This window comes from Dolichospermum sp. UHCC 0259, from assembly GCF_009711935.1.
Lineage (GTDB): Bacteria > Cyanobacteriota > Cyanobacteriia > Cyanobacteriales > Nostocaceae > Dolichospermum.
Window position 1 is genome coordinate 1 of sequence record NZ_VIKX01000062.1, and the last position, 18,694, is coordinate 18,694.

Genomic DNA, 18,694 nt, shown 5'->3' on the forward strand with positions numbered 1-18,694 from the left:
TCGCTGGTTTTGGTCTTAGCACACTCAAGCAATTATTTAGAATGAAATAGCCCTGGAATTATTGGCTGTAATGAAAGCAGCTTAGAGGTTATTTAAAAAGTCTAAATTCATACTTTATCTCGTTCCCAATCGGAGACTAGGAACGAAAAAGTTTTCATCAACTACAACACATTGCAGGTTGCAGGAGTTACAAATTTGAAATCAACACTTAAACATTATTTAGGGCTTGCTGAATAAACGCAAAACTTAGATAAATCAAGAGTTTGAAGGTGAAAAAGGTGAATCAGGTGCAAGGAATCAGGGTGGAAATTAGCAAAAACCTATCACTTTACCAGATTCAAGACTATTCTTCTCTTCTTCTAATTCTTCCTCCTGACTCCTGACTCCTGACTCCTGACTCCTGACTCCTGACTCCTGACTCCTATTTCTATTCCTCTAACTCAATCTCTTCTTCTTCCTCAATATCATGAGGTTGAACTACAGAATTAGCAGAAACTACAGCCCCCTTATCGAGTTTTTCCAAAACCTGTTCTTTAACTTTGGCAGCAAATTCTGGTTTTTCTTCTAAATACTTAATCGCGTTATCTCTACCTTGGGAAATGTTTTCACCACTGTAGCTATACCAAGCACCTTTACGCAAAAGAACACCCGTTTCTTCAGCTATATCCACTAAACAACCAATGGTAGAAACACCCTTACCAAAAATAATGTCAAATTCGGCAATTCTAAAAGGTGGTGCAACTTTATTTTTAGCTACTTTGACTTTGACACGGTTGCCAAATTCATCAGTTCCTTTTTTCAAAGTTTGAATTCTGCGAATATCCAAGCGCACAGAAGCGTAAAACTTCAGCGCATTACCACCTGTTGTTGTTTCGGGACTACCATAGGTGACACCGATTTTTTGCCGTAACTGGTTAATGAAAAGAACTGTGCATCCAGATTTACCAATATTACCAGTGATTTTTCGGAGAGCTTGGCTCATTAACCGAGCTTGTAAACCTACGTGAATATCCCCCATATCCCCTTCAATTTCAGCGCGGGGAACTAAAGCAGCAACGGAGTCAATAACAACAATATCCACAGCCGCAGAACGCACAAGTTGATCAACTATTTCTAATGCTGATTCACCATTGTCTGGTTGAGAAACGAGTAAGTTATCAATATCTACACCCAATGCAGCGGCGTAGGTAGGATCTAAGGCGTGTTCAGCGTCCACGAAAGCCGCTATACCACCATTCCTTTGCACTTCTGCAAGAGCATGGAGAGCAATAGTAGTTTTACCAGAACTTTCTGGTCCGTAGATTTCGATTACCCGTCCTTTGGGTAAACCACCACCCAAGGCTAAATCTAGGGTGAGCGCCCCGGTGGATATTGTTTCTACCTTCATCCGGGTGGCATCACCTAAGCGCATAATTGCTCCCTTTCCGAAGCTGCGCTCAATTTGTCCAAGTACGATATTTAACGCTTTTTGCTTGCCAGAAGTCTCAGTATTAGCTGCCATTTTTGCCTCTAAGTATAGGATTTTCCAAAATTACTGGACGGGAGTTTTAATAGAACGGATATACTATCCTAACCGGAAAGTGTGCCAATTAGGAATGTTTACAAAATTATGTTTGCCAAGATCCTAAGGCGATCGCTGAAAAATTATAGCATTTTCGATTTAAGATTGTGAAAGACTGGCTGTATCGGCTTTCTATCTATCGCCATCGTTAAAGCCAACTGGTATAATTTTCAAGGTTAATAGCAGTAGTCTGAGCATAAATCAGTATGGAACGAGTCATCAAAAGCGGCACTGGTTGGCGCATAGGCTGGAATCCAGATGCACCAGAATTTAAAGGACTAGTGGGAACCCAAGATTGGGCGATAGAATTAACCGAAGCAGAATTAAATGAATTTTGTCGTCTATTGAATCAGCTTGCAGATACCATGAAGCATCTAGCTACAGAATTAATGGACGAGGAAAAAATTGCCTGTGAAGCCGAAAGTGACTTATTATGGATGGAAGTGGAAGGTTATGCTCATGCCTACAATCTGCGCTTTATCCTCAACACAGGACGAGGGACAGAAGGTAAATGGGAAGCGTCCGCCGTAGCTGAATTGTTGTCAGCCGTCCGAATGCTAAAAGTTTTTTGAATCACCCCTTGCTATTTTTCCTAACCTTGTGATATACTCGCAAGAGTGACTTAATTAATTTTAGATTCATACATTTGGAAACATCCCCACACCAAAAGTCTAAAATCTCAAGTTCACATTTACGGGACGTAGCGCAGCTTGGTAGCGCGCCACTTTGGGGTAGTGGAGGTCTAGGGTTCAAATCCCTACGTTCCGATTTACGGAAACTTTAATAATGGCATATTCTTCTAATTTTCAGTATATGTCTGAGTGGTTTATATGAAATACTGCTTTTGATGGTTGTGCGTCTCTCCAGATGTGGGAACATTTTAAGTACAGGATGTTTCATGCCAGCTCTGACGAATCAAAACTTATGGCTATTTATGTCTGATTTTAACTGGAAATTTTTAAAAGTAGTTTTATCTTGGCAAGGTTTATTGACTGTAATTATTACTAATTGCTTATTGATTCTCAACCTAGCTACAAAACCAGCCATTGCTCAAACCGGACAAGATTGTTGGCTATCACCGAAAGCAACTCAAGAAAAAGAAAACTTACGTTTATTAGCTTTTAAAGGCAATAAAGAGGCAGCGAGTCGCTATCAGAAATTACTCAAACAGCATACACAAGAATTAAAAACCTGTCGTAGTCAGACTTGGCCGCAAACTCAGGCTGTGTGGTTGCGCCTGTATCCCTGTGATATCCAGCCGGGAGCAGTTGATAAAATTATGGATAGAATTGTCAACCAAGGCTATAACCAAGTTTATTTAGAAGTATTTTATGATGGACGGGTACTATTACCAGCCGCAGCTAACCCAACTGTTTGGCCTGCTGTAGTTCGTCTTCCTGGTGCAGAAAAAATTGATTTATTAGCATTAGCAATAAAAAAAGGGCAACAACGGGGGTTAAAAGTTTATGCTTGGATGTTTACTAATAACTTTGGTTACACCTATGCTAAACGTGCAGATAGACAAAATGCGATCGCTCGTAATGGCAAAAATCAAACCAGCTTATCCGTAGTAGAAGATAGTTCCCAAGTCTTCATTGATCCCTACAACACCCAGGCTAAAACCGATTACTACCGTATGGTACAACAGGTTGTCCGCCGTCGTCCAGATGGTATTCTCTTCGATTATGTTCGCTATCCCCGCCAGACTGGTAGTGACTCCATTGCTACCAAAGTTCATGACCTCTGGCTATTTACTCCAGCCACTCAAGAAGTCTTATTTCGTCGCGCCAAAAATTCCAAAGGGTTAGAATTAATTCGTCGTTTTCTCACTAGGGGATATGTCAGTGCTGGCGACATAGCAGAAATTGATAAACGCTATCCTCAAGAAGATGAACCCTTATGGGAAGGGCGTATTCCCGCAAGAAAGCAGAAATCTTTACCTTCTCCAGAGGAAAAACAGCGGGTTTTGCAATTGGATTTGTGGTTACTCTCCGTTGCTCACGCTATGCAAGGTATCGTAGATTTTATAACTTTAGCAAGTTACCCAGCCAAACAAAAAGGTATTCCTGCGGGAGCAGTATTTTTTCCCGAAGGTAATCAAGCTTTAGGACAAGGGTATGATTCCCGCTTGCAACCTTGGGATAAGTTCCCCAGTACCCTAGAATGGCATCCCATGTCCTATGCAAATTGCGGAAATGCTAATTGCATTGTGGCGCAAGTTCAACAAGTTTTAAAAATGGCACAACCAGGCACAAAAGTGATTCCGGCCTTAGCTGGGAAGTGGGGAGAATCAATTAGCAATCGTCCCCCATTAGAAGTACAAATGCAAGCCCTCCGCCAATTATCTCCTCAAATTAAGGGTGTTAGCCATTTTGCTTATTCTTGGCAACATCCTGAACATGACAGTGAACGGAAAGCTTGTAATGTTCGGTGAAAAATGTGACAGCTACGAATCAACATACTTATCTAATGTAGCAGATAATGTAGTTTTAGGAACAGCACCAACAACTGTTTTAATTTGTCGTCCTCCCTTAAATATCATCAAAGTGGGAATACTGCGAATCCCATAATGACTAGCAACAGTAGGATTTTGATCAGCATTCAACTTTACCACTTTTACCTGTCCTGCATATTCCGCAGCCACTTCTTCCACTACAGGAGACAGCATTTTACAAGGACCGCACCAAGGGGCCCAAAAATCAACTAAAACAGGAGTTTGACTTTCTAGCACTTCTTGTTTAAATGTAGCTTCAGTAACATTGGTAATAGATGACATAAATTGTTTGCCTAGATTTCAATCAATAACTTAATAATATCGAATAAATGAGGAGAGCAGAAAAACCAAATTATCTGCGTTTATCTGCGTCTATCTTCTGCCATCTGCGTTTAATTATTGCCAATTATACCTGACTTGCATCGAAATTTTTATATAGGAATAATATTTGATTTATGAAAAGATACGTAGGGTGCGTCAGACCGCATAAATTCTATCAATCAACAGATTTGTAATATCTGACGCACCCTACAATACCTAATTTTTTTCAAAAATAAAATATGAGTTCTATACTTTCTTAAAGTGTCAATTTATCTCTAAATTAGGAGAATTTTGATCAGCACCGCAATGATGACAATAAGGTAATTCTTTATAGGTTAAATTATGACAACTATGGCATTCGACATATTGATAGTAACCGCAGTGGGGACAGTGGCTATCTTGAGGACGAATTTTTTTAGCACACCGAATACACTTTGATTTTTGAATTCTGTTAGCCGCTTGAATTTTATGATTAAAGACAACAGTTTGGAAGAATTTAATCATGCCAAAACCAACCAAGGGAATTAGCAAAATATAAGCGTAACTAATTAAGAAAATTAATCCCCCAAATAGGGAACTAATGATATCAAATAAGAATTGAAATATTATACCAATCTGTAAAAATTGAAATACTTTCAGAATTAGGGGAATGATAAATATCACTAGCAAATGCCAGCTAATTAATCCTATTAATCCATATCCTTTCCGTTGACTGAAATTATTAACTAATAATGCCATCAGAATGAGTGGAATTAAAAAGATAGCTTGAAAAACTAATTGAATGCTAGGATACCAAAAGGAAGCATCTTTATAATCTTTAGCAACTTGATTAAATTTAGTTTCATCTTTGACAAAAGACAATAAGTTAACACTTTCAGATTTTGTCAGCAGTTGATTTTGCAGATTAGCAATTTCCTGTTTTAAGGTGGAAATTTTTTCGCTATTTTGTGTTAATTCCTGTTTAGCTTTTTCGGCGCGAACCTGATTAATAGAATTACCTGAAGACTGACCGGCAATTTTTTCTAATAAGGTTGAATCATATTGTTGACGAATGGTAGCATTTGCTTGTTCAAGACGACTAATTTTATCTTGTGTCTGATTTATCGTGGTGAGAATTTTCTGATTTTGCGGATTATTCAGTTTATCTTTAGATTCACCATAGTTCAAACATATTTCCGAAACCTTACCCAAATGTCCAATTTCTGCATCTTGATATCTTTGCCGAATTTTTTGCTCGTTACTACCATAAGGTAATGAACTCCTCAAAAATTCATAATCTTTATTTTTGGTAGTTTGGGTTTTGTAACTATTCCATTCAGAATAACATGGATAAGCTTGAGTCGGGCTAAGATGCCATTCACTAATATTATTTAAACCCGTAAATACATTAATTAAAATAAAAATATCAACTAAAATAATGACAACTAAACTCACTTTATTTAGTGGTTCGTTGTTTACTGTTCGAGAGTTATTAAAAAACCGATTTGAAAGCCGGCGGATTCTGGTAAACATATAAACAGGATTGAGAATAGTTACAACTGAAATTAATTTACCATTTTCTGGTTACTTTGGTGTTTTTTGTTAAGTTTGATATACTTGTTACGTAGTTAGTTCTGACTTTTTGTGAGTAAGTTAAATATTTTTTCTCACGCAAAGACGCAGAGTTTGAGAGATGGAATTTTTGCTTTTTTATAATGAATAATAAAATTATATACCTTATCACATTAGAGCAAATTAAACCCAATATGGACTAAGTAGGTTAACAAAATAAAAATGAGGTATCTTGCGTTTTGTAAAATGGCTGAAACTCAACCAGAATAACGCATTAGGACAACTTTACATACCGATACATACCTTGAAATTTTTCTGTTAAACTACTTAGACACCACCGCTCATTTTATCCCCCCAAGTTATTTATTTGTCCAGGTTTTATGTTTATATAGCTAACGCCACGTTACGCTATCAGCAAGCCCTAATAATACACTAAATCGTAACTTAAAAAGCTAAATTGAATTTAAAAAATTCCACTCATCAAACCAAAGTGATCTATCTATTTGCTCAATTAATTCAATAAATTCAGTTTTTACATCAAAACTTACCCCATGAGGCTGTAAGGTAGCAGAAATAACAGTTTCCACATCATCTTTTGTCATCAATTTAAAAAGATCATTATTCATAAAACAGTTATTAACGTGCTGACTTACATTAGTGTTTAATTGTTGATCGTTAGCTTTCATGTATTTATTGTCTAAGACAATATTTAATTTAATTTGAAGATTTCTATACCAAAATGCTACGTCCTCATATTTCTTATCATTATAGCGGGTTGCTAACATAGGCTGACAATTTAAATAATTAGTTTGTAACTCATTTTCCAAAATATTAATATCAACATTCACACCTTTTTTAAATAACCATTTGTTTAACAGTCGAGCTAATTTTGATATATCAGTAAATAGAGTTGATTCAAATGTGTAAGCAGACCAAATATGAGATTTTAAATTAATTCTATTCTGAAACTCATTAGTAAGTCCAAATTGATGAATGTCAATCAAAAAATCTCTATCTATTATTAACACGGATTTCTGCCAAAGTGTTTGATTATTTTTAACTTCCGAAAAAACGGTTTTGTAATGTGAAATTCTCTCAGAAACTTCACTAACTCCTCCTAAAACCCAATAAACATATTTTTTATGATTACTAATATTCTGCTTCAGTAAGATATCAATTACTTGTGCATCATCTGCACCTTCAACAAAGATTAGAGTATCTGATTCAATGGCATTTAAAAAATCTAACCCACTTACAGTTCCTAATGCACTAATAACTGGATTAACTTGAGAGGGATAAATACCATAAAAACGTGACGTTACTGCTATCAGATTATTACTATTTATGTTTTTATATATGCCTGTAGGTTGACCATCAAGATGGAATAAATTAGATAAATTTGCACTACGAATTAACGCTTCGTTATGAGTTGTGATAAAAATTTGATTTTTTTCGGAGAATTGCACTAATATTTTTAACAAACGACTCTGGATTTCCCTATGAATATGACTATCGGGTTCGTCCAAAAGAATCAAATTTAAGTCTTTTTGAATAGAAGAAGGATGATAAAGATTTAGCAAAATTTCAATAATTTGTAAACTGCCACTACCTAGAAGTGCAATATCTTTTTCAATGTCTATTTCATTATGTTTAAAGTTAAATAAAACTGTTACATCTTTTTGAATTTGGCTAACTGTAGAAATATTCATGTTCTGATTTCGATTGTAAAGAATAAAAGATAGAGTCTCTAAAAAATTGCTAAACAAAGAAGGATCAGAAGAGTTATAAAGTTGATATAACCGATTACGAATAACGCTTGATGAATCACGATTGATAATAGATTCTTGGATTTGTGGGATTGTTACGAATCTTTCTATTTGCCGAATTGCACTAGAAGGTGAGGTATAGTAAAAACTAAAAGGAGACGGTAAATTTTGCAAAAAATTATTGAATTTGTTAAAATCATAACTTCCAAAATCAAGTAACTCAATTACATAGTTACGTCCTGAACTACTAATTTTAAAACATATTGTGATTTCTTCATTATCATTAACAAGTGTCGCGGATAATTCAATTTTATTATTTTTATCTCTTTGATAAAAAATATCTTCAAAATTAGGACTCAAAACACTATTAATTTGGGCTCTTCGGTAGTTGTTATGCCAAACTATTAGCTACACTCACTAAACAATATTACAAAATGTATCAATAAATATCTAAAAGTGCTGTAAGGGTTGACATATAAAGAATATTTGTTATTAACTATAAATACAATGCAGATTATTTTTAGATGAAATTAGTGCTATGACTGGTAAAAGAGATATTAAAGTTCTAACAGAGATTCTTGATTTAAGCGATGTAAAAGTTATATCACATCGTCTTCACACTGGGATTGGGATGATTTTACAAATTGAACAAGAAAAGTCATTTGCTACCTGTCCTAAGTGTGGCACAACCAGCCATAAATTACATCAAAATCATAGACATATTATTAAGGATCTCCCGTTTGGAGAAAAAGAAGTATTTTTAGAAATTAATCGCCGACAGTTTAAATGTCGAGAATGTAAAAAACCTTTTAGTGAAGATTTAGATTTTGTAAAAAAGAAAAGAACCTATACAAACCGTCTTGCACATAAGACGATACAAGAAGTTTTAGAAAATGATATTTATAGTGTAGCAGCAAAAGGTATAGTAACAGAAGACGAAATAGAAAGAATGTTAAAAGACGCATCGGAAGAATTACCAAATTTAAAACCTATAAATCTGAAAAGACTAGGAATTGATGAAATAGCTTTGAAGAAGGGACATGGAAATTACTGTGCTGTATTAGTAGATTTAGATCAAAGCAAACTAATTGCAATTTTAAGTGGACGAACAAAAGAAATAATCCAGCAAACCCTTATAGAATGGGGAACGGAGATTTTAGAAAATATAGAAGAAGTCAGTATAGATTTATGGACTGGCTATAAAACTTTAGTAACAGAATTAATGCCAAATGCTCAAGTAGTAGCCGATAGATTTCACGTAATGACACAGATTAATAAAGAATTAGATACACAAAGAAAAAGAGAAAAACGAAAAGTTGAAGATTTAATTAAGAAAGCAAATGCAACAGACAAATTAAAATATGAAGAAATATTAGCCGGATTAAAGAATAGTAAATATCCTTTACTTAAGAATCAAGATAAGTTAACTCAAGAGCAATTGGATAAACTTATTCAAGTTAAAAATGTCTCGCCTATTTTGAAGGAAATGCACGAATTTAAAGAAAAGATTAGGAAGATTTTTAATAACACAAATGATTGGTATACAGGAGTTTTTAAACTAGGTATGTGGTTATCAAGAGCTAAGAAATACTTCCCTAATAGCAACAATACTATTATTCGTTGGTATCAGGAAATTATAGCCTATTTTGATAATAGGACAACCAGTGGTACTGTGGAAGGAATTAATAACAAGCTTAAACTAATAAAACGGTCGGGATATGGATTTAAAAACTTTGAGAATTTCCGAATTAGATGCTTATTAAACTGGCATTTTGTTTAATAGTTTAGCATAACAAGTACCGAAGAGCCTTAATTTGATCAAAGTATTTGTCTTGAGTAGTTCCTAAAATATAATCATTTCTTCTATAGTTACTAGTTGTTCTAAGGGCTTTTCTAATTAATTTAGTAAAACATTCATGCCATAAAGATAACGCTTGTAGTAGTGTGGTTTTACCTGAATTATTAACTCCAGTAAAAATATTAAGAGTCTGGTTAAACTCTACTTCAATATCTTGAAATAACTTAAAATTCTTGACTTTAAACCGAGAAATATGCATAATATATTTCAAAAAATACTGTGATTTATACCCTGTTTACCAAACCCAGCAATTCTCATTTTGAAAAGAATAAAATAAGGTTAGAATCACGGATTAGACGGATTGCACTGATTTCACGGATTTTAGTAACTCTTATCATAGCAAAAAACCTAATCCGCGCCATCTTTTAATCCATATAATCCGCGATTCTGACTTTTGAGCGATGAAACCTTAAAATGAGAATTGCTGTACCAAACCATCGGTTATAGATGAACAAAAACAGTTAGATTAATTTTGGCACAATCATAGGCGAAACGTATAGATTAAAAACACTCTTGTTCCTCTCTTCCTTTGCGCCTCTGCGTCTCTGCGTGAAACAAATTCCTACTTTGATTCCTGCGCTTCCGTAGGTTGAGTAATAGCTTGACAATACCCAATTAGAGTATTAATTCGTTCTTCAATGGTTTTTAACCTAGCTTGTAGTGTTGTTAATTGCTTTGCTCCTTGAAGAAACATCATATCTACTTCCAATAGTCGCAACTGCTTACTTATTTCGGTTTTATAGGATTGTTCTCGTGAATTAGCATCAACCAAAGGAACAATTTGCTGGCTAAAAAACACCTGTAATTTGGCTAAATGCGGACGTAACTCCCCAGCATTGAGTTTACCTACTGTTACATTAGTCCGAAACTCATCTAGAAATGTTGCCAATTCCTGATATTTATCACAATTAAAAGACATCTGTTGCTAGTTAAGATAGTATTAATGTCAAGAAAATTTTCTTATATCCCCAAGCTTTCCATTGTTCCTGCTCAAAATCACAAGTCTCAAATTTTATTTGGAGGCTTGATTTACCGTCAATAGGTTTTTTATGATGTTTGGATGAAACCTACAATGGATGATGACCATAGGCAATTAGGACATCATCTCTCCAACCTTGTCTCTAAACCTTCAGTCAACAGCATCTATTTATAGAAATGCTGTTATTTTTGCTTATCTCTTAACCTATCCACAAATTACCTTTTTTATTTTATGAGTAGTGTAGCCGTCAAATCTCCTGTTGATGTTGTTCTCCCAGACTGGCTTAACAAATGTTTAATTGCACCGCCAGCGCCTATCCTTACGGAGGAAGAAGACCGAACGTATAACGGTAATGCCTTAATTTGTCGGGCTTTTCAATTTGCATATCAACTGCATGGTGGTCAAATTCGCAAATCGGGAGAACCTTATATTGCCCATCCTGTGGCTGTAGCGGAAATACTCCGTGAATTAGGTGGTAGTCCTGCTATGATAGCAGCCGGGTTACTTCATGATGTAGTTGAAGATACAGAAGTTACAAGTGAAGATATAGAAGCACGTTTTGGACCAGAAGTAAAACTATTGGTAGAAGGTGTTACCAAGCTGTCGAAAATAAATTTTACTAGCAAAACCGAAAGTCAGGCGGAAAATTTCCGGCGAATGTTTTTGGCTATGGCACAAGATATTCGGGTGATTGTGGTGAAACTGGCAGACCGTTTGCATAATATGCGAACCCTCCAATATATGTCAGATGCTAGTCGTCAACGCAGCGCCCAGGAAACGCGAGATATTTTTGCACCTTTGGCGAATCGCTTGGGGATTTGGCAAATTAAGTGGGAATTAGAGGATTTAGCATTTAAATATTTAGAACCAGATGCTTATCGGGAAACTCAGAAATGTGTGGCGGAAAAACGCACGGCACGGGAAGAAAAGTTACTCAAAGCTACGGATACTTTGCGCCGTCGGTTACTGAAGGCGGGAATTAATTGTTTGGAAATTAGCGGTCGTCCTAAACACCTTTATAGCATTTATCAGAAAATGCAGCGGCAGCAGAAGGAATTTCATGAAATTTACGATTTGGCGGCGCTGCGAATTATTGTCCAAACTAATGAAGAATGCTATCGGGCTTTGGCAGTGGTTCATGATTCTTTTCGTCCTATTCCTGGTAGATTTAAGGATTACATTGGCTTGCCGAAACCAAACCATTATCAGTCTTTGCATACGGGGGTAATTGGCTTGACTGGCCGCCCGTTGGAGGTGCAAATTCGGACTTTGGAAATGCACCATATTGCGGAATATGGTATTGCTGCCCATTGGAAGTATAAGGAAACAGGTGGTTCTGAAAATACTCCTGTTACCAGCACTGATGAAAAGTTTACTTGGTTAAGGCAGTTGCTAGATTGGCAAAGTGATTTAAAAGATGCTCAGGAATACTTAGATAGTGTTAAGGATAATCTATTTGAAGATGATGTTTATGTCTTCACCCCAAAGGGGGATGTTGTTCCTTTAAGTCCTGGTTCTACAAGTATTGATTTTGCTTATCGGATTCATACTGAGGTGGGAAACCACTGTGCGGGGGCGCGGGTGAATGGGCGGATTGTGCCTTTGTCAACGCGATTGCATAATGGCGATATTGTGGATATTATTACTCAAAAGAATTGTCATCCTAGTTTGGATTGGTTAAATTTTGTTAGCACTTCAGCGGCGAAGTATCGAATTAAACAGTGGTACAAGCGATCGCGCCGGGAAGAAAATGTCGCTAGAGGACGGGATTTATTAGAGAAGGAATTGGGGAAAACTGGTTTTGAAAGTTTGCTCAAATCAGACGCTATGTACACTGTCGCGGAAAGATGTAATTATCACAGTGTGGAAGATTTACTTGCTGGTTTGGGTTATGGGGAAATTACCTCGAATTTAGTGCTGAACCGTTGGCGAGAAGTTGTGAAGGCTAGACAACCGGTGAGTGATGTTGTCCCATTTATCCCCAAAGAACCAGCGCCAAAATCCTCGCGGGATACATCACTAATTACTTCCCGTGCTAGTGATTCCCCGATTATTGGTATGGAGGGCTTGGTTCATCATATCGCTGGCTGTTGTACCCCCATTCCCGGTGAAGCAATTGTGGGTGTGGTGACAAGAGGCAGAGGAATTTCTATCCATCGCCAAGGCTGTCATAATGTAGATCCTGTTGAATATGAGCGTTTAGTACCAGTGCGCTGGAATTCGGCTATGGAAAATCGTGGCCGTCCTCATACTTATCCAATTAATGTGCAAATTGAGGCTATGGATAGAGTGGGAGTATTAAAAGATGTACTTTCGCGTTTAAGTGACCAGGGTATCAATGTTCGTCATGCTCAAGTAAAAACTTGTCTGGGACAACCTGCGTTGATGGATTTGGGAATTGATGTCCGCGATTGTTCTCAGTTGGAACATTTATTTGTGCAACTCAAGAAAATGAGTGATATTCTCAATATTCGTCGGGTTTGTGAGGCTGAGGACTGCGGTTAGTTGGGTGTTACAGCTATTTTCATATTTTTTATCTCACGCAGAGGCGCTCCAGGCACGGAGAAAGAGATACATGAGAATGGCTGTAATTTCAAGGTTCTACACGATTTCATTTAGGGTTTGCAAAAGTTGATCTATTTCTGCGGCTGTGTTGTAATGGGCTAGTCCGATTCGTAATAGGCCGCCTGATGTTTCTACGTCTAGTTTTTCGGTGAGGTTAATTGCATAGAAGTTTCCGTACCAAGCAAATATTCCCTGTTCTCCTAATATTTTGGCTATGGTTGCTGGTGTTTTTCCTGCTATGCAGATAGAAACTGTTGGTGTGCGCCATGTAAATTGGCTGGGTTCGGTAATTCCATACAGGGTTAAACCGGGGATTTTTAATAATCCTAAAATCAGCTTTTTACTTAATTCTCTTTCGTATTGTTGAATGGCTGACATTGCTGATAATAATGCGGCTCGTCGGCTATGATAAGCTGATGCTAATTCGTGGTTTGGTTGGTCTATTTCGGTTAGGAAACGAGGACAATGGAAGGTGGTTAAGCCTTCTCTATCGGCTTCTATTAAGGAGGAAAGTAATTCGTTGTCTAAGGTTGGGGAAACATGACAACCTAATTTTGCTAAATAATTAATTGCTGCTACTAATCCTGCTAAACCTTCATGATTTAATGTTCCTGTTTCCCATCTGGAAGGGACTTCTTCTGATGCGGGTTTAACTTTATAAGGGGAAAATTTGGTTAAATGTTCTCTTTTTCCGTAAAGAATTCCTACATGAGGTGCGAAGAATTTGTAGGCGGAACAGGCGAGAAAGTCACAGTCTAAATGATGAACGTTTATCGGTGCATGGGGGGCATAATGGACGGCATCAACATATACTAAAGCCCCAAATTTATGGGCGAGTTTAACTATTTTAGTAATATCATTAATTGTGCCGACGGCGTTGGAAGCATAGGTAACTGCTACTAATTTGGTGCGGGAATTTATCTTTTTTTCTAAATCGGTTATATCTAATGTACAGTCAGCAATATTAATATCAACAGTCCGAATAATGACACCTTTTTCTTCTAAGGCATACCAGGGAGAAATATTAGCTGCATGGTCTAAGTCTGTAACAATTATTTCATCACCGGGTTGTAGTTCTCTCCCAATAGCGCGACTCACGGAGAAGGTGAGGGTGGTCATATTTGCGCCAAATACTACTTCATCATTATCGCATCCCAGGAAGTCAGCGATCGCCGCCCTGGCAGAAATAATCAAGGCATCGGTTCGCATACTGGTAGCAAAAGCACCGTGAGCATTAGCATTTGACCTGACTAAATAATCACTAATTGCGTCTAGTACACCACCGGGTACTTGTGTGCCACCGGGTCCATCAAAGAAAATCGCTGGTTTTCCGTTAATTGTTTGGGTAAGTGCGGGAAACTGGGAACGAATCCATTTTATGTCTAGAGATTCCATGATTTTCCTCTTTTTTATGATTTTTGTTTCGCGCCAGGACGCAAAGGAAGAATTATATTAACCTAGATTGTAGTCTAACATTTAATTTTGTTGTTTAGGAAAAGCAACATTACTTAAAAGCTTAATAGGGCTAATATTTTTTAATAGTTGTATTTGTTGTTGATTTTTGACTAACAATGCCCCTGCAAACCCTAATGAATTGACAGAAATTTCTGCAAATTCTTCAAATTGTCGAGGAACAATTAACATCCATTCTCGCGTTATCAAGAGATTATATGCTCCTGATTGCATATTATTTTCTAGGGGTTGAATTCCCAAAGTTTGTAGTAATGTATGATATTTTTTGAAGGTTATTTCGGCACTTTCTCCCAATTCAAGAGTAGTGAAAGTGTGTACAAAGGGAAATTCGGGGATAGTTCCCAGATCATTTTCTAATTTTGCTGTTTTCAAAAGGGGTGAAATGGGAATATCTGTTTCTGTGAAAGGAACAATTTGTAAATGTTTATGTGGTTGACTTGCTCCAGCAAGTTTACCACCGTTATAAAATACTAACCCATCAAATTCTGCTAAACAAGCCCACATAGCTGTAAAATCTTCCAGGGTAAGTAGGCTTTCCTGTGGTTCAAAAGCACGGGTAATTATCAAAAAGTGATAATCAACAACATTGAATTTATTTAAAATACAAACATGAGTAGGAGAGATATCTGCCACAAATAAACCTTCTTCATAAGGTAAAAAAGGATTAAATTCTTTACCAGTTTTAGCAGTTTTTTGATCTTGTTTTTCTTGATCAGCTTTTTTGCGATTGATATTTTCTAAAATTCTGACCACAAACTTGATTCCATCTTGTTCAATAATTTCCACCTCTGTGGGAATAGATTTTAATGCTCCAGATTTTAAAGCCTGTTCGGTAGTTTTTTTAATCCTTGTCCATAATGTACCGGATTGAAGTCGGATTTCTTGCTGGTGCATATTTTATAGTAGATAACTGACAAGTTTATATCATAAATTGGTTATATAAAATCAATAATTTCGGATTTACTTTTCCCTTCATTTAAACATTTATTGTAGATTGGGTTGACGCAAGGAAACCCAACAACTATTACTATAGGAATCCGGTTTGATTCTTGTTCATTATACTGAGACTCAATCGTTGATTAGATGGGGTTTACGGTTTACAGCTTGTTCAAAAATCAAATAGTAGCCCTATATTTTACCACCAATGTTGGGTTTCACTTCATTCAACCCAACCTACAAAAATTTAATCTTTCTTACCTCATACCTAAAACAACATTAATCAAAGTACCAAAATCTGAATCTGCCTATTCACCTAATATTTTATTATTAAATCCTGCTAACTTACCTAATGAATCTTTGTGGAAAAAAGAATCAACTATTACTCAAGCTGCTTCAGTTCCTTTAGTGATAGAAATTGTTATCAGTAATTGGCAAACAGACTATACTCATAAAGCCAATGATTATGAATCAATGGGTATTCCTGAATATTGGATAGTTGATTATGGTGCTTTCGGTGGTAAAAGATTTATTGGTAATCCTAAACAACCGACTATTTCTATTTATTCTTTAGTTGATGATGAATACATAGTTAATCAATTTAGAGGTGATGATTTAATTATTTCACCATTATTTCCAGAACTCAAATTAACACTTTTACAAATTCTACAAAATATAATAAATTAAGATTTAGATCCCCGACTTCTTTAAGAAGTCGGGGATCTTATGGGGAATTAAGCAATTAGAAAATAAGTGGTTAATTCTCCTCTACCTTTAATTTTAATTATCCCACGTTCTTCTAATTGAAATTCATCTTTAATTAATAAATAAGTAACTTCTGAAACGTGAATTTTTCCAGGAATCCCATGAGATTCCATGCGACTGGCTAGATTTACAGCGTCTCCCCATAGATCATAACTGAACTTTTTTAAGCCGATAACTCCAGCAACTACAGAACCTGTATTTATGCCAATTCGTATTTGAAAAGGTTGACCTGTAGAGGTTTTAAATTTAGTAATTTCTTGCTGCATATCCAGCGCCATTTTAGCAATAGCTACAGCATGATTTGGATGGGGATTAGGTAAACCACCGACTACCATATAAGCATCACCAATTGTTTTAATTTTTTCTAATCCGTAGATTTGAGCTAAACGATCAAAACTGGAAAAAATATGATTTAAAGAGTTAACTAATTCTATGGGTGAAATTTGAGTAGCTAATTCTGTAAAGTTAACAAGATCAGCAAAAAGAATTGTAACTTCATCAAACCGATTCGCAATCGCACTTTGTTGTTGTTTTAATTGGTGAGCTATTTCTGCGGGGAGAATATTTAATAATAAGCTTTCGGATTTTTCCTGTTCATTGCGTAAACGAATTTCTACTTGTTGACGTTCACGAATTTCTTGTCTAACTCTGGCAAACATTTGGTAAAATGCTAATATTACCTCGCCCATTTCATCCTGGCGTTTCTTAGACATGGTAGAAAAAACGGGATCGTCACTATCATTAGTAATAGCTTCTCCGGCAATTACTAGATCATCACGTAACTGTAAAATTGGTCTAATTACTGTTACTCCCAAAGTTAATATAGTAGTTAGAGTCACAAAAACTGAAATAATAAATATTAACCCTGCTATTCTTAAAGAAAAAGCAAACAATTCATTTTTGACAGCGGTAGAATTATGACGAATAATTAATATATATTTTCCTGCAAACATGGAAGCAGGCCAAGCTACATCATAGCGTGTACTGTTTTTGCTTTGGACTCGAATTATTTTATCTTTAACTAGATGAATGTGAGAAATAGTGGGTTTTTCTCCAAATGTTCCCACTAATTTGCCATTAGCTTGGTAAATTGCTCCACCTAAAATAACAGAATTAGGTTTGAGTTTTTGACTTGTTATTTTGAGAATTTCTTGAGAATCTGCCCCCTGTTGAATAAGATAAACTAAGGAAGAAAAAACTTCAGTAGAAACATTCTCTAAATTAGAAAGTAATTCATCCTGTCGTCGAAAATAAGACGGTATTAAAATTGCAATTTCAATGACAACAATGCTAGTAAATACCCAGGTAACTATGTACCGTGACAGCTTTGCTTGAAAAAGGTTTAGGCAAAATTTTACCTGCTTTAGCATTTACTGTTTTCTCCAGTATGATTTATAGATCCCAGACTTCTTTGAGAAGTCTGGGATTTTTATTATCTAAGAACAATATAATGTATCTCTTGTATCCCTTCCTGTCACGGGATTAGTCCCTTTTGCTACGTTACATAGTTTCTTTTGTTCATCTCGACGCAGTAGTACATCAGTAAAATCTGCACCGTCTATTATAGCACCATCAAATTTGGCACTAGCGGCAAATGCTCCTTCTAATATGGCGTTGGTTAAATCGGCTTTAATTAACCGCGCTGAATCTAAGGTAGCATTAGTTAGATCTACTCCCTGTAAATTTGCTGATTCTAGATTGGCGGCGAAAAAACTCACACCTCTTAAGTTAGAGTTACTAAAATTACTGTAGCGAAGATTTGCTTTAGTAAAACTGGAATCTGTTAAATCACGTCCAGAAAAATCAGCACTGATAAGAATTTCTTTGTTATATTCCAGTGCTACAGCAGAAGGGACAAAAGCTGCTAAGGCTGTGGTGGAAATCATCACCCAAAGTAATAAACTGAGTATACTTATCCAATTGCGATGCTTAGTATTCATGGTATTGTTAATTAATGGCTAATCCTTCTCCATTTAATTATGCAGATATTGGTAACATAGGTGAAGACCTGGTAGCCAAATGGTTACAATCTACAGGTTGGGAAGTTTTGCAGCGGCGCTTTTGTTGTCGTTGGGGGGAAATTGATATTATCGCTCAATATCAAGACTCAATTCTGGCGTTTGTTGAAGTGAAAACCCGCAGTTCTGGTAATTGGGATGAAGGGGGGAAAAATGCCATTACTCCCCAAAAACAAGCGAAAATTTGGCGGACGGCGGAAATATTTTTAGCCGAATATCCACAAAAAGCTGATTATGCTTGTCGCTTTGATGTGGCACTTGTTCATTATCAATTACAAAGTAAAAAGATGATTAGCGAAGAATTTTTAGAGCGTTTATCCATATCTGGATATGAATTTAAGCTGCTACAATATATTGAGGCAGCTTTTGAACAGTAATAATCATGATTGCAAAATTATTTTTACTTT

Annotated in this window: 16 protein-coding genes and 1 tRNA gene; 7 read left to right on the forward strand and 10 right to left on the reverse strand. The window is 36.2% G+C overall.

Going from position 1 to position 18,694, the window contains the following annotated elements; all coding sequences use genetic code 11:
* Window positions 1–427 precede the first annotated feature (427 nt).
* Entirely contained in the window at window positions 428–1,501 is a 1,074-nt protein-coding gene (gene recA, locus FJR05_RS04820; RefSeq protein ID WP_096669215.1) for a recombinase RecA, read from the reverse strand.
* A gap of 266 nt (window positions 1,502–1,767) precedes the next feature.
* On the opposite strand from recA, the gene FJR05_RS04825 reads away from it, so the two are divergent.
* The 3 genes from FJR05_RS04825 to FJR05_RS04835 all read left to right on the forward strand — a co-directional run bounded on the left by FJR05_RS04825 (window position 1,768) and on the right by FJR05_RS04835 (window position 3,995).
* Window positions 1,768–2,133 carry a DUF1818 family protein gene (locus FJR05_RS04825; protein WP_168643049.1) on the forward strand — a complete coding sequence of 122 codons (366 nt, stop codon included), beginning with the start codon at window positions 1,768–1,770 and terminating at the stop codon, window positions 2,131–2,133.
* A 122-nt stretch (window positions 2,134–2,255) separates the two neighbouring features.
* Window positions 2,256–2,329 (forward strand) — tRNA-Pro (locus tag FJR05_RS04830).
* 166 nt (window positions 2,330–2,495) lie between these two features.
* On the forward strand, window positions 2,496–3,995 hold the full coding sequence (locus FJR05_RS04835) for a family 10 glycosylhydrolase (RefSeq protein WP_168643101.1): 1,500 nt from the start codon (window positions 2,496–2,498) through the stop codon (window positions 3,993–3,995).
* Window positions 3,996–4,007: 12 nt separating this feature from the next.
* On the opposite strand, the gene trxA is transcribed toward FJR05_RS04835, so the two are convergent.
* The 3 genes from trxA to FJR05_RS04850 form a co-directional block, all read right to left on the reverse strand.
* Window positions 4,008–4,337 (reverse strand): thioredoxin, encoded by a 330-nt coding sequence (gene trxA / locus FJR05_RS04840; RefSeq protein ID WP_168643050.1) that lies wholly within the window; start codon window positions 4,335–4,337, stop codon window positions 4,008–4,010.
* A gap of 303 nt (window positions 4,338–4,640) precedes the next feature.
* Window positions 4,641–5,888 (reverse strand): hypothetical protein, encoded by a 1,248-nt coding sequence (locus FJR05_RS04845; protein WP_168643051.1) that lies wholly within the window; start codon window positions 5,886–5,888, stop codon window positions 4,641–4,643.
* Window positions 5,889–6,379: 491 nt separating this feature from the next.
* Entirely contained in the window at window positions 6,380–8,053 is a 1,674-nt protein-coding gene (locus FJR05_RS04850; RefSeq protein ID WP_168643052.1) for an ATP-dependent endonuclease, read from the reverse strand.
* 178 nt (window positions 8,054–8,231) lie between these two features.
* Here FJR05_RS04850 and FJR05_RS04855 point away from each other — a divergent pair, with 178 nt between their 5' ends.
* Window positions 8,232–9,473 carry an ISL3 family transposase gene (locus tag FJR05_RS04855; protein WP_174783577.1) on the forward strand — a complete coding sequence of 414 codons (1,242 nt, stop codon included), beginning with the start codon at window positions 8,232–8,234 and terminating at the stop codon, window positions 9,471–9,473.
* Between the two features lie 4 nt (window positions 9,474–9,477).
* Here the strand turns inward: FJR05_RS04855 and FJR05_RS27845 are convergent, their stop codons facing one another.
* Both FJR05_RS27845 and patD read right to left on the reverse strand, forming a co-directional pair.
* Window positions 9,478–9,750, reverse strand: a complete 273-nt coding sequence (locus tag FJR05_RS27845) for an AAA family ATPase (protein ID WP_371416801.1) — start codon at window positions 9,748–9,750, stop codon at window positions 9,478–9,480.
* Window positions 9,751–10,113: 363 nt separating this feature from the next.
* A complete protein-coding gene (gene patD, locus FJR05_RS04865) occupies window positions 10,114–10,470 on the reverse strand; it encodes a heterocyst frequency control protein PatD (RefSeq protein ID WP_168643054.1) in 357 nt (118 codons plus the stop codon).
* 291 nt (window positions 10,471–10,761) lie between these two features.
* Here patD and FJR05_RS04870 point away from each other — a divergent pair, with 291 nt between their 5' ends.
* Complete coding sequence (locus tag FJR05_RS04870) at window positions 10,762–13,035, forward strand: bifunctional (p)ppGpp synthetase/guanosine-3',5'-bis(diphosphate) 3'-pyrophosphohydrolase (RefSeq protein WP_168643055.1); 2,274 nt, start codon at window positions 10,762–10,764, stop codon at window positions 13,033–13,035.
* Window positions 13,036–13,131: 96 nt separating this feature from the next.
* Here the strand turns inward: FJR05_RS04870 and FJR05_RS04875 are convergent, their stop codons facing one another.
* Together FJR05_RS04875 and FJR05_RS04880 are read right to left on the reverse strand one after the other, a co-directional pair.
* Window positions 13,132–14,490, reverse strand: coding sequence for a cysteine desulfurase-like protein (locus FJR05_RS04875; protein WP_174783578.1), 1,359 nt, complete (start codon window positions 14,488–14,490; stop codon window positions 13,132–13,134).
* A gap of 81 nt (window positions 14,491–14,571) precedes the next feature.
* Window positions 14,572–15,462, reverse strand: a complete 891-nt coding sequence (locus tag FJR05_RS04880; RefSeq protein ID WP_168643056.1) for a DUF4922 domain-containing protein — start codon at window positions 15,460–15,462, stop codon at window positions 14,572–14,574.
* 189 nt (window positions 15,463–15,651) lie between these two features.
* Here FJR05_RS04880 and FJR05_RS04885 point away from each other — a divergent pair, with 189 nt between their 5' ends.
* Window positions 15,652–16,191 carry a Uma2 family endonuclease gene (locus tag FJR05_RS04885; protein ID WP_254446737.1) on the forward strand — a complete coding sequence of 180 codons (540 nt, stop codon included), beginning with the start codon at window positions 15,652–15,654 and terminating at the stop codon, window positions 16,189–16,191.
* Window positions 16,192–16,238: 47 nt separating this feature from the next.
* Here FJR05_RS04885 and FJR05_RS04890 read toward each other — a convergent pair whose 3' ends face one another.
* Both FJR05_RS04890 and FJR05_RS04895 read right to left on the reverse strand, forming a co-directional pair.
* A complete protein-coding gene (locus tag FJR05_RS04890) occupies window positions 16,239–17,639 on the reverse strand; it encodes an adenylate/guanylate cyclase domain-containing protein (RefSeq protein WP_168643057.1) in 1,401 nt (466 codons plus the stop codon).
* A gap of 66 nt (window positions 17,640–17,705) precedes the next feature.
* A complete protein-coding gene (locus FJR05_RS04895; protein ID WP_168643058.1) occupies window positions 17,706–18,209 on the reverse strand; it encodes a pentapeptide repeat-containing protein in 504 nt (167 codons plus the stop codon).
* Between the two features lie 14 nt (window positions 18,210–18,223).
* Between FJR05_RS04895 and FJR05_RS04900 the strand changes: the two genes are divergently transcribed.
* Complete coding sequence (locus tag FJR05_RS04900) at window positions 18,224–18,664, forward strand: YraN family protein (protein WP_168643059.1); 441 nt, start codon at window positions 18,224–18,226, stop codon at window positions 18,662–18,664.
* Window positions 18,665–18,694 lie beyond the last annotated feature (30 nt).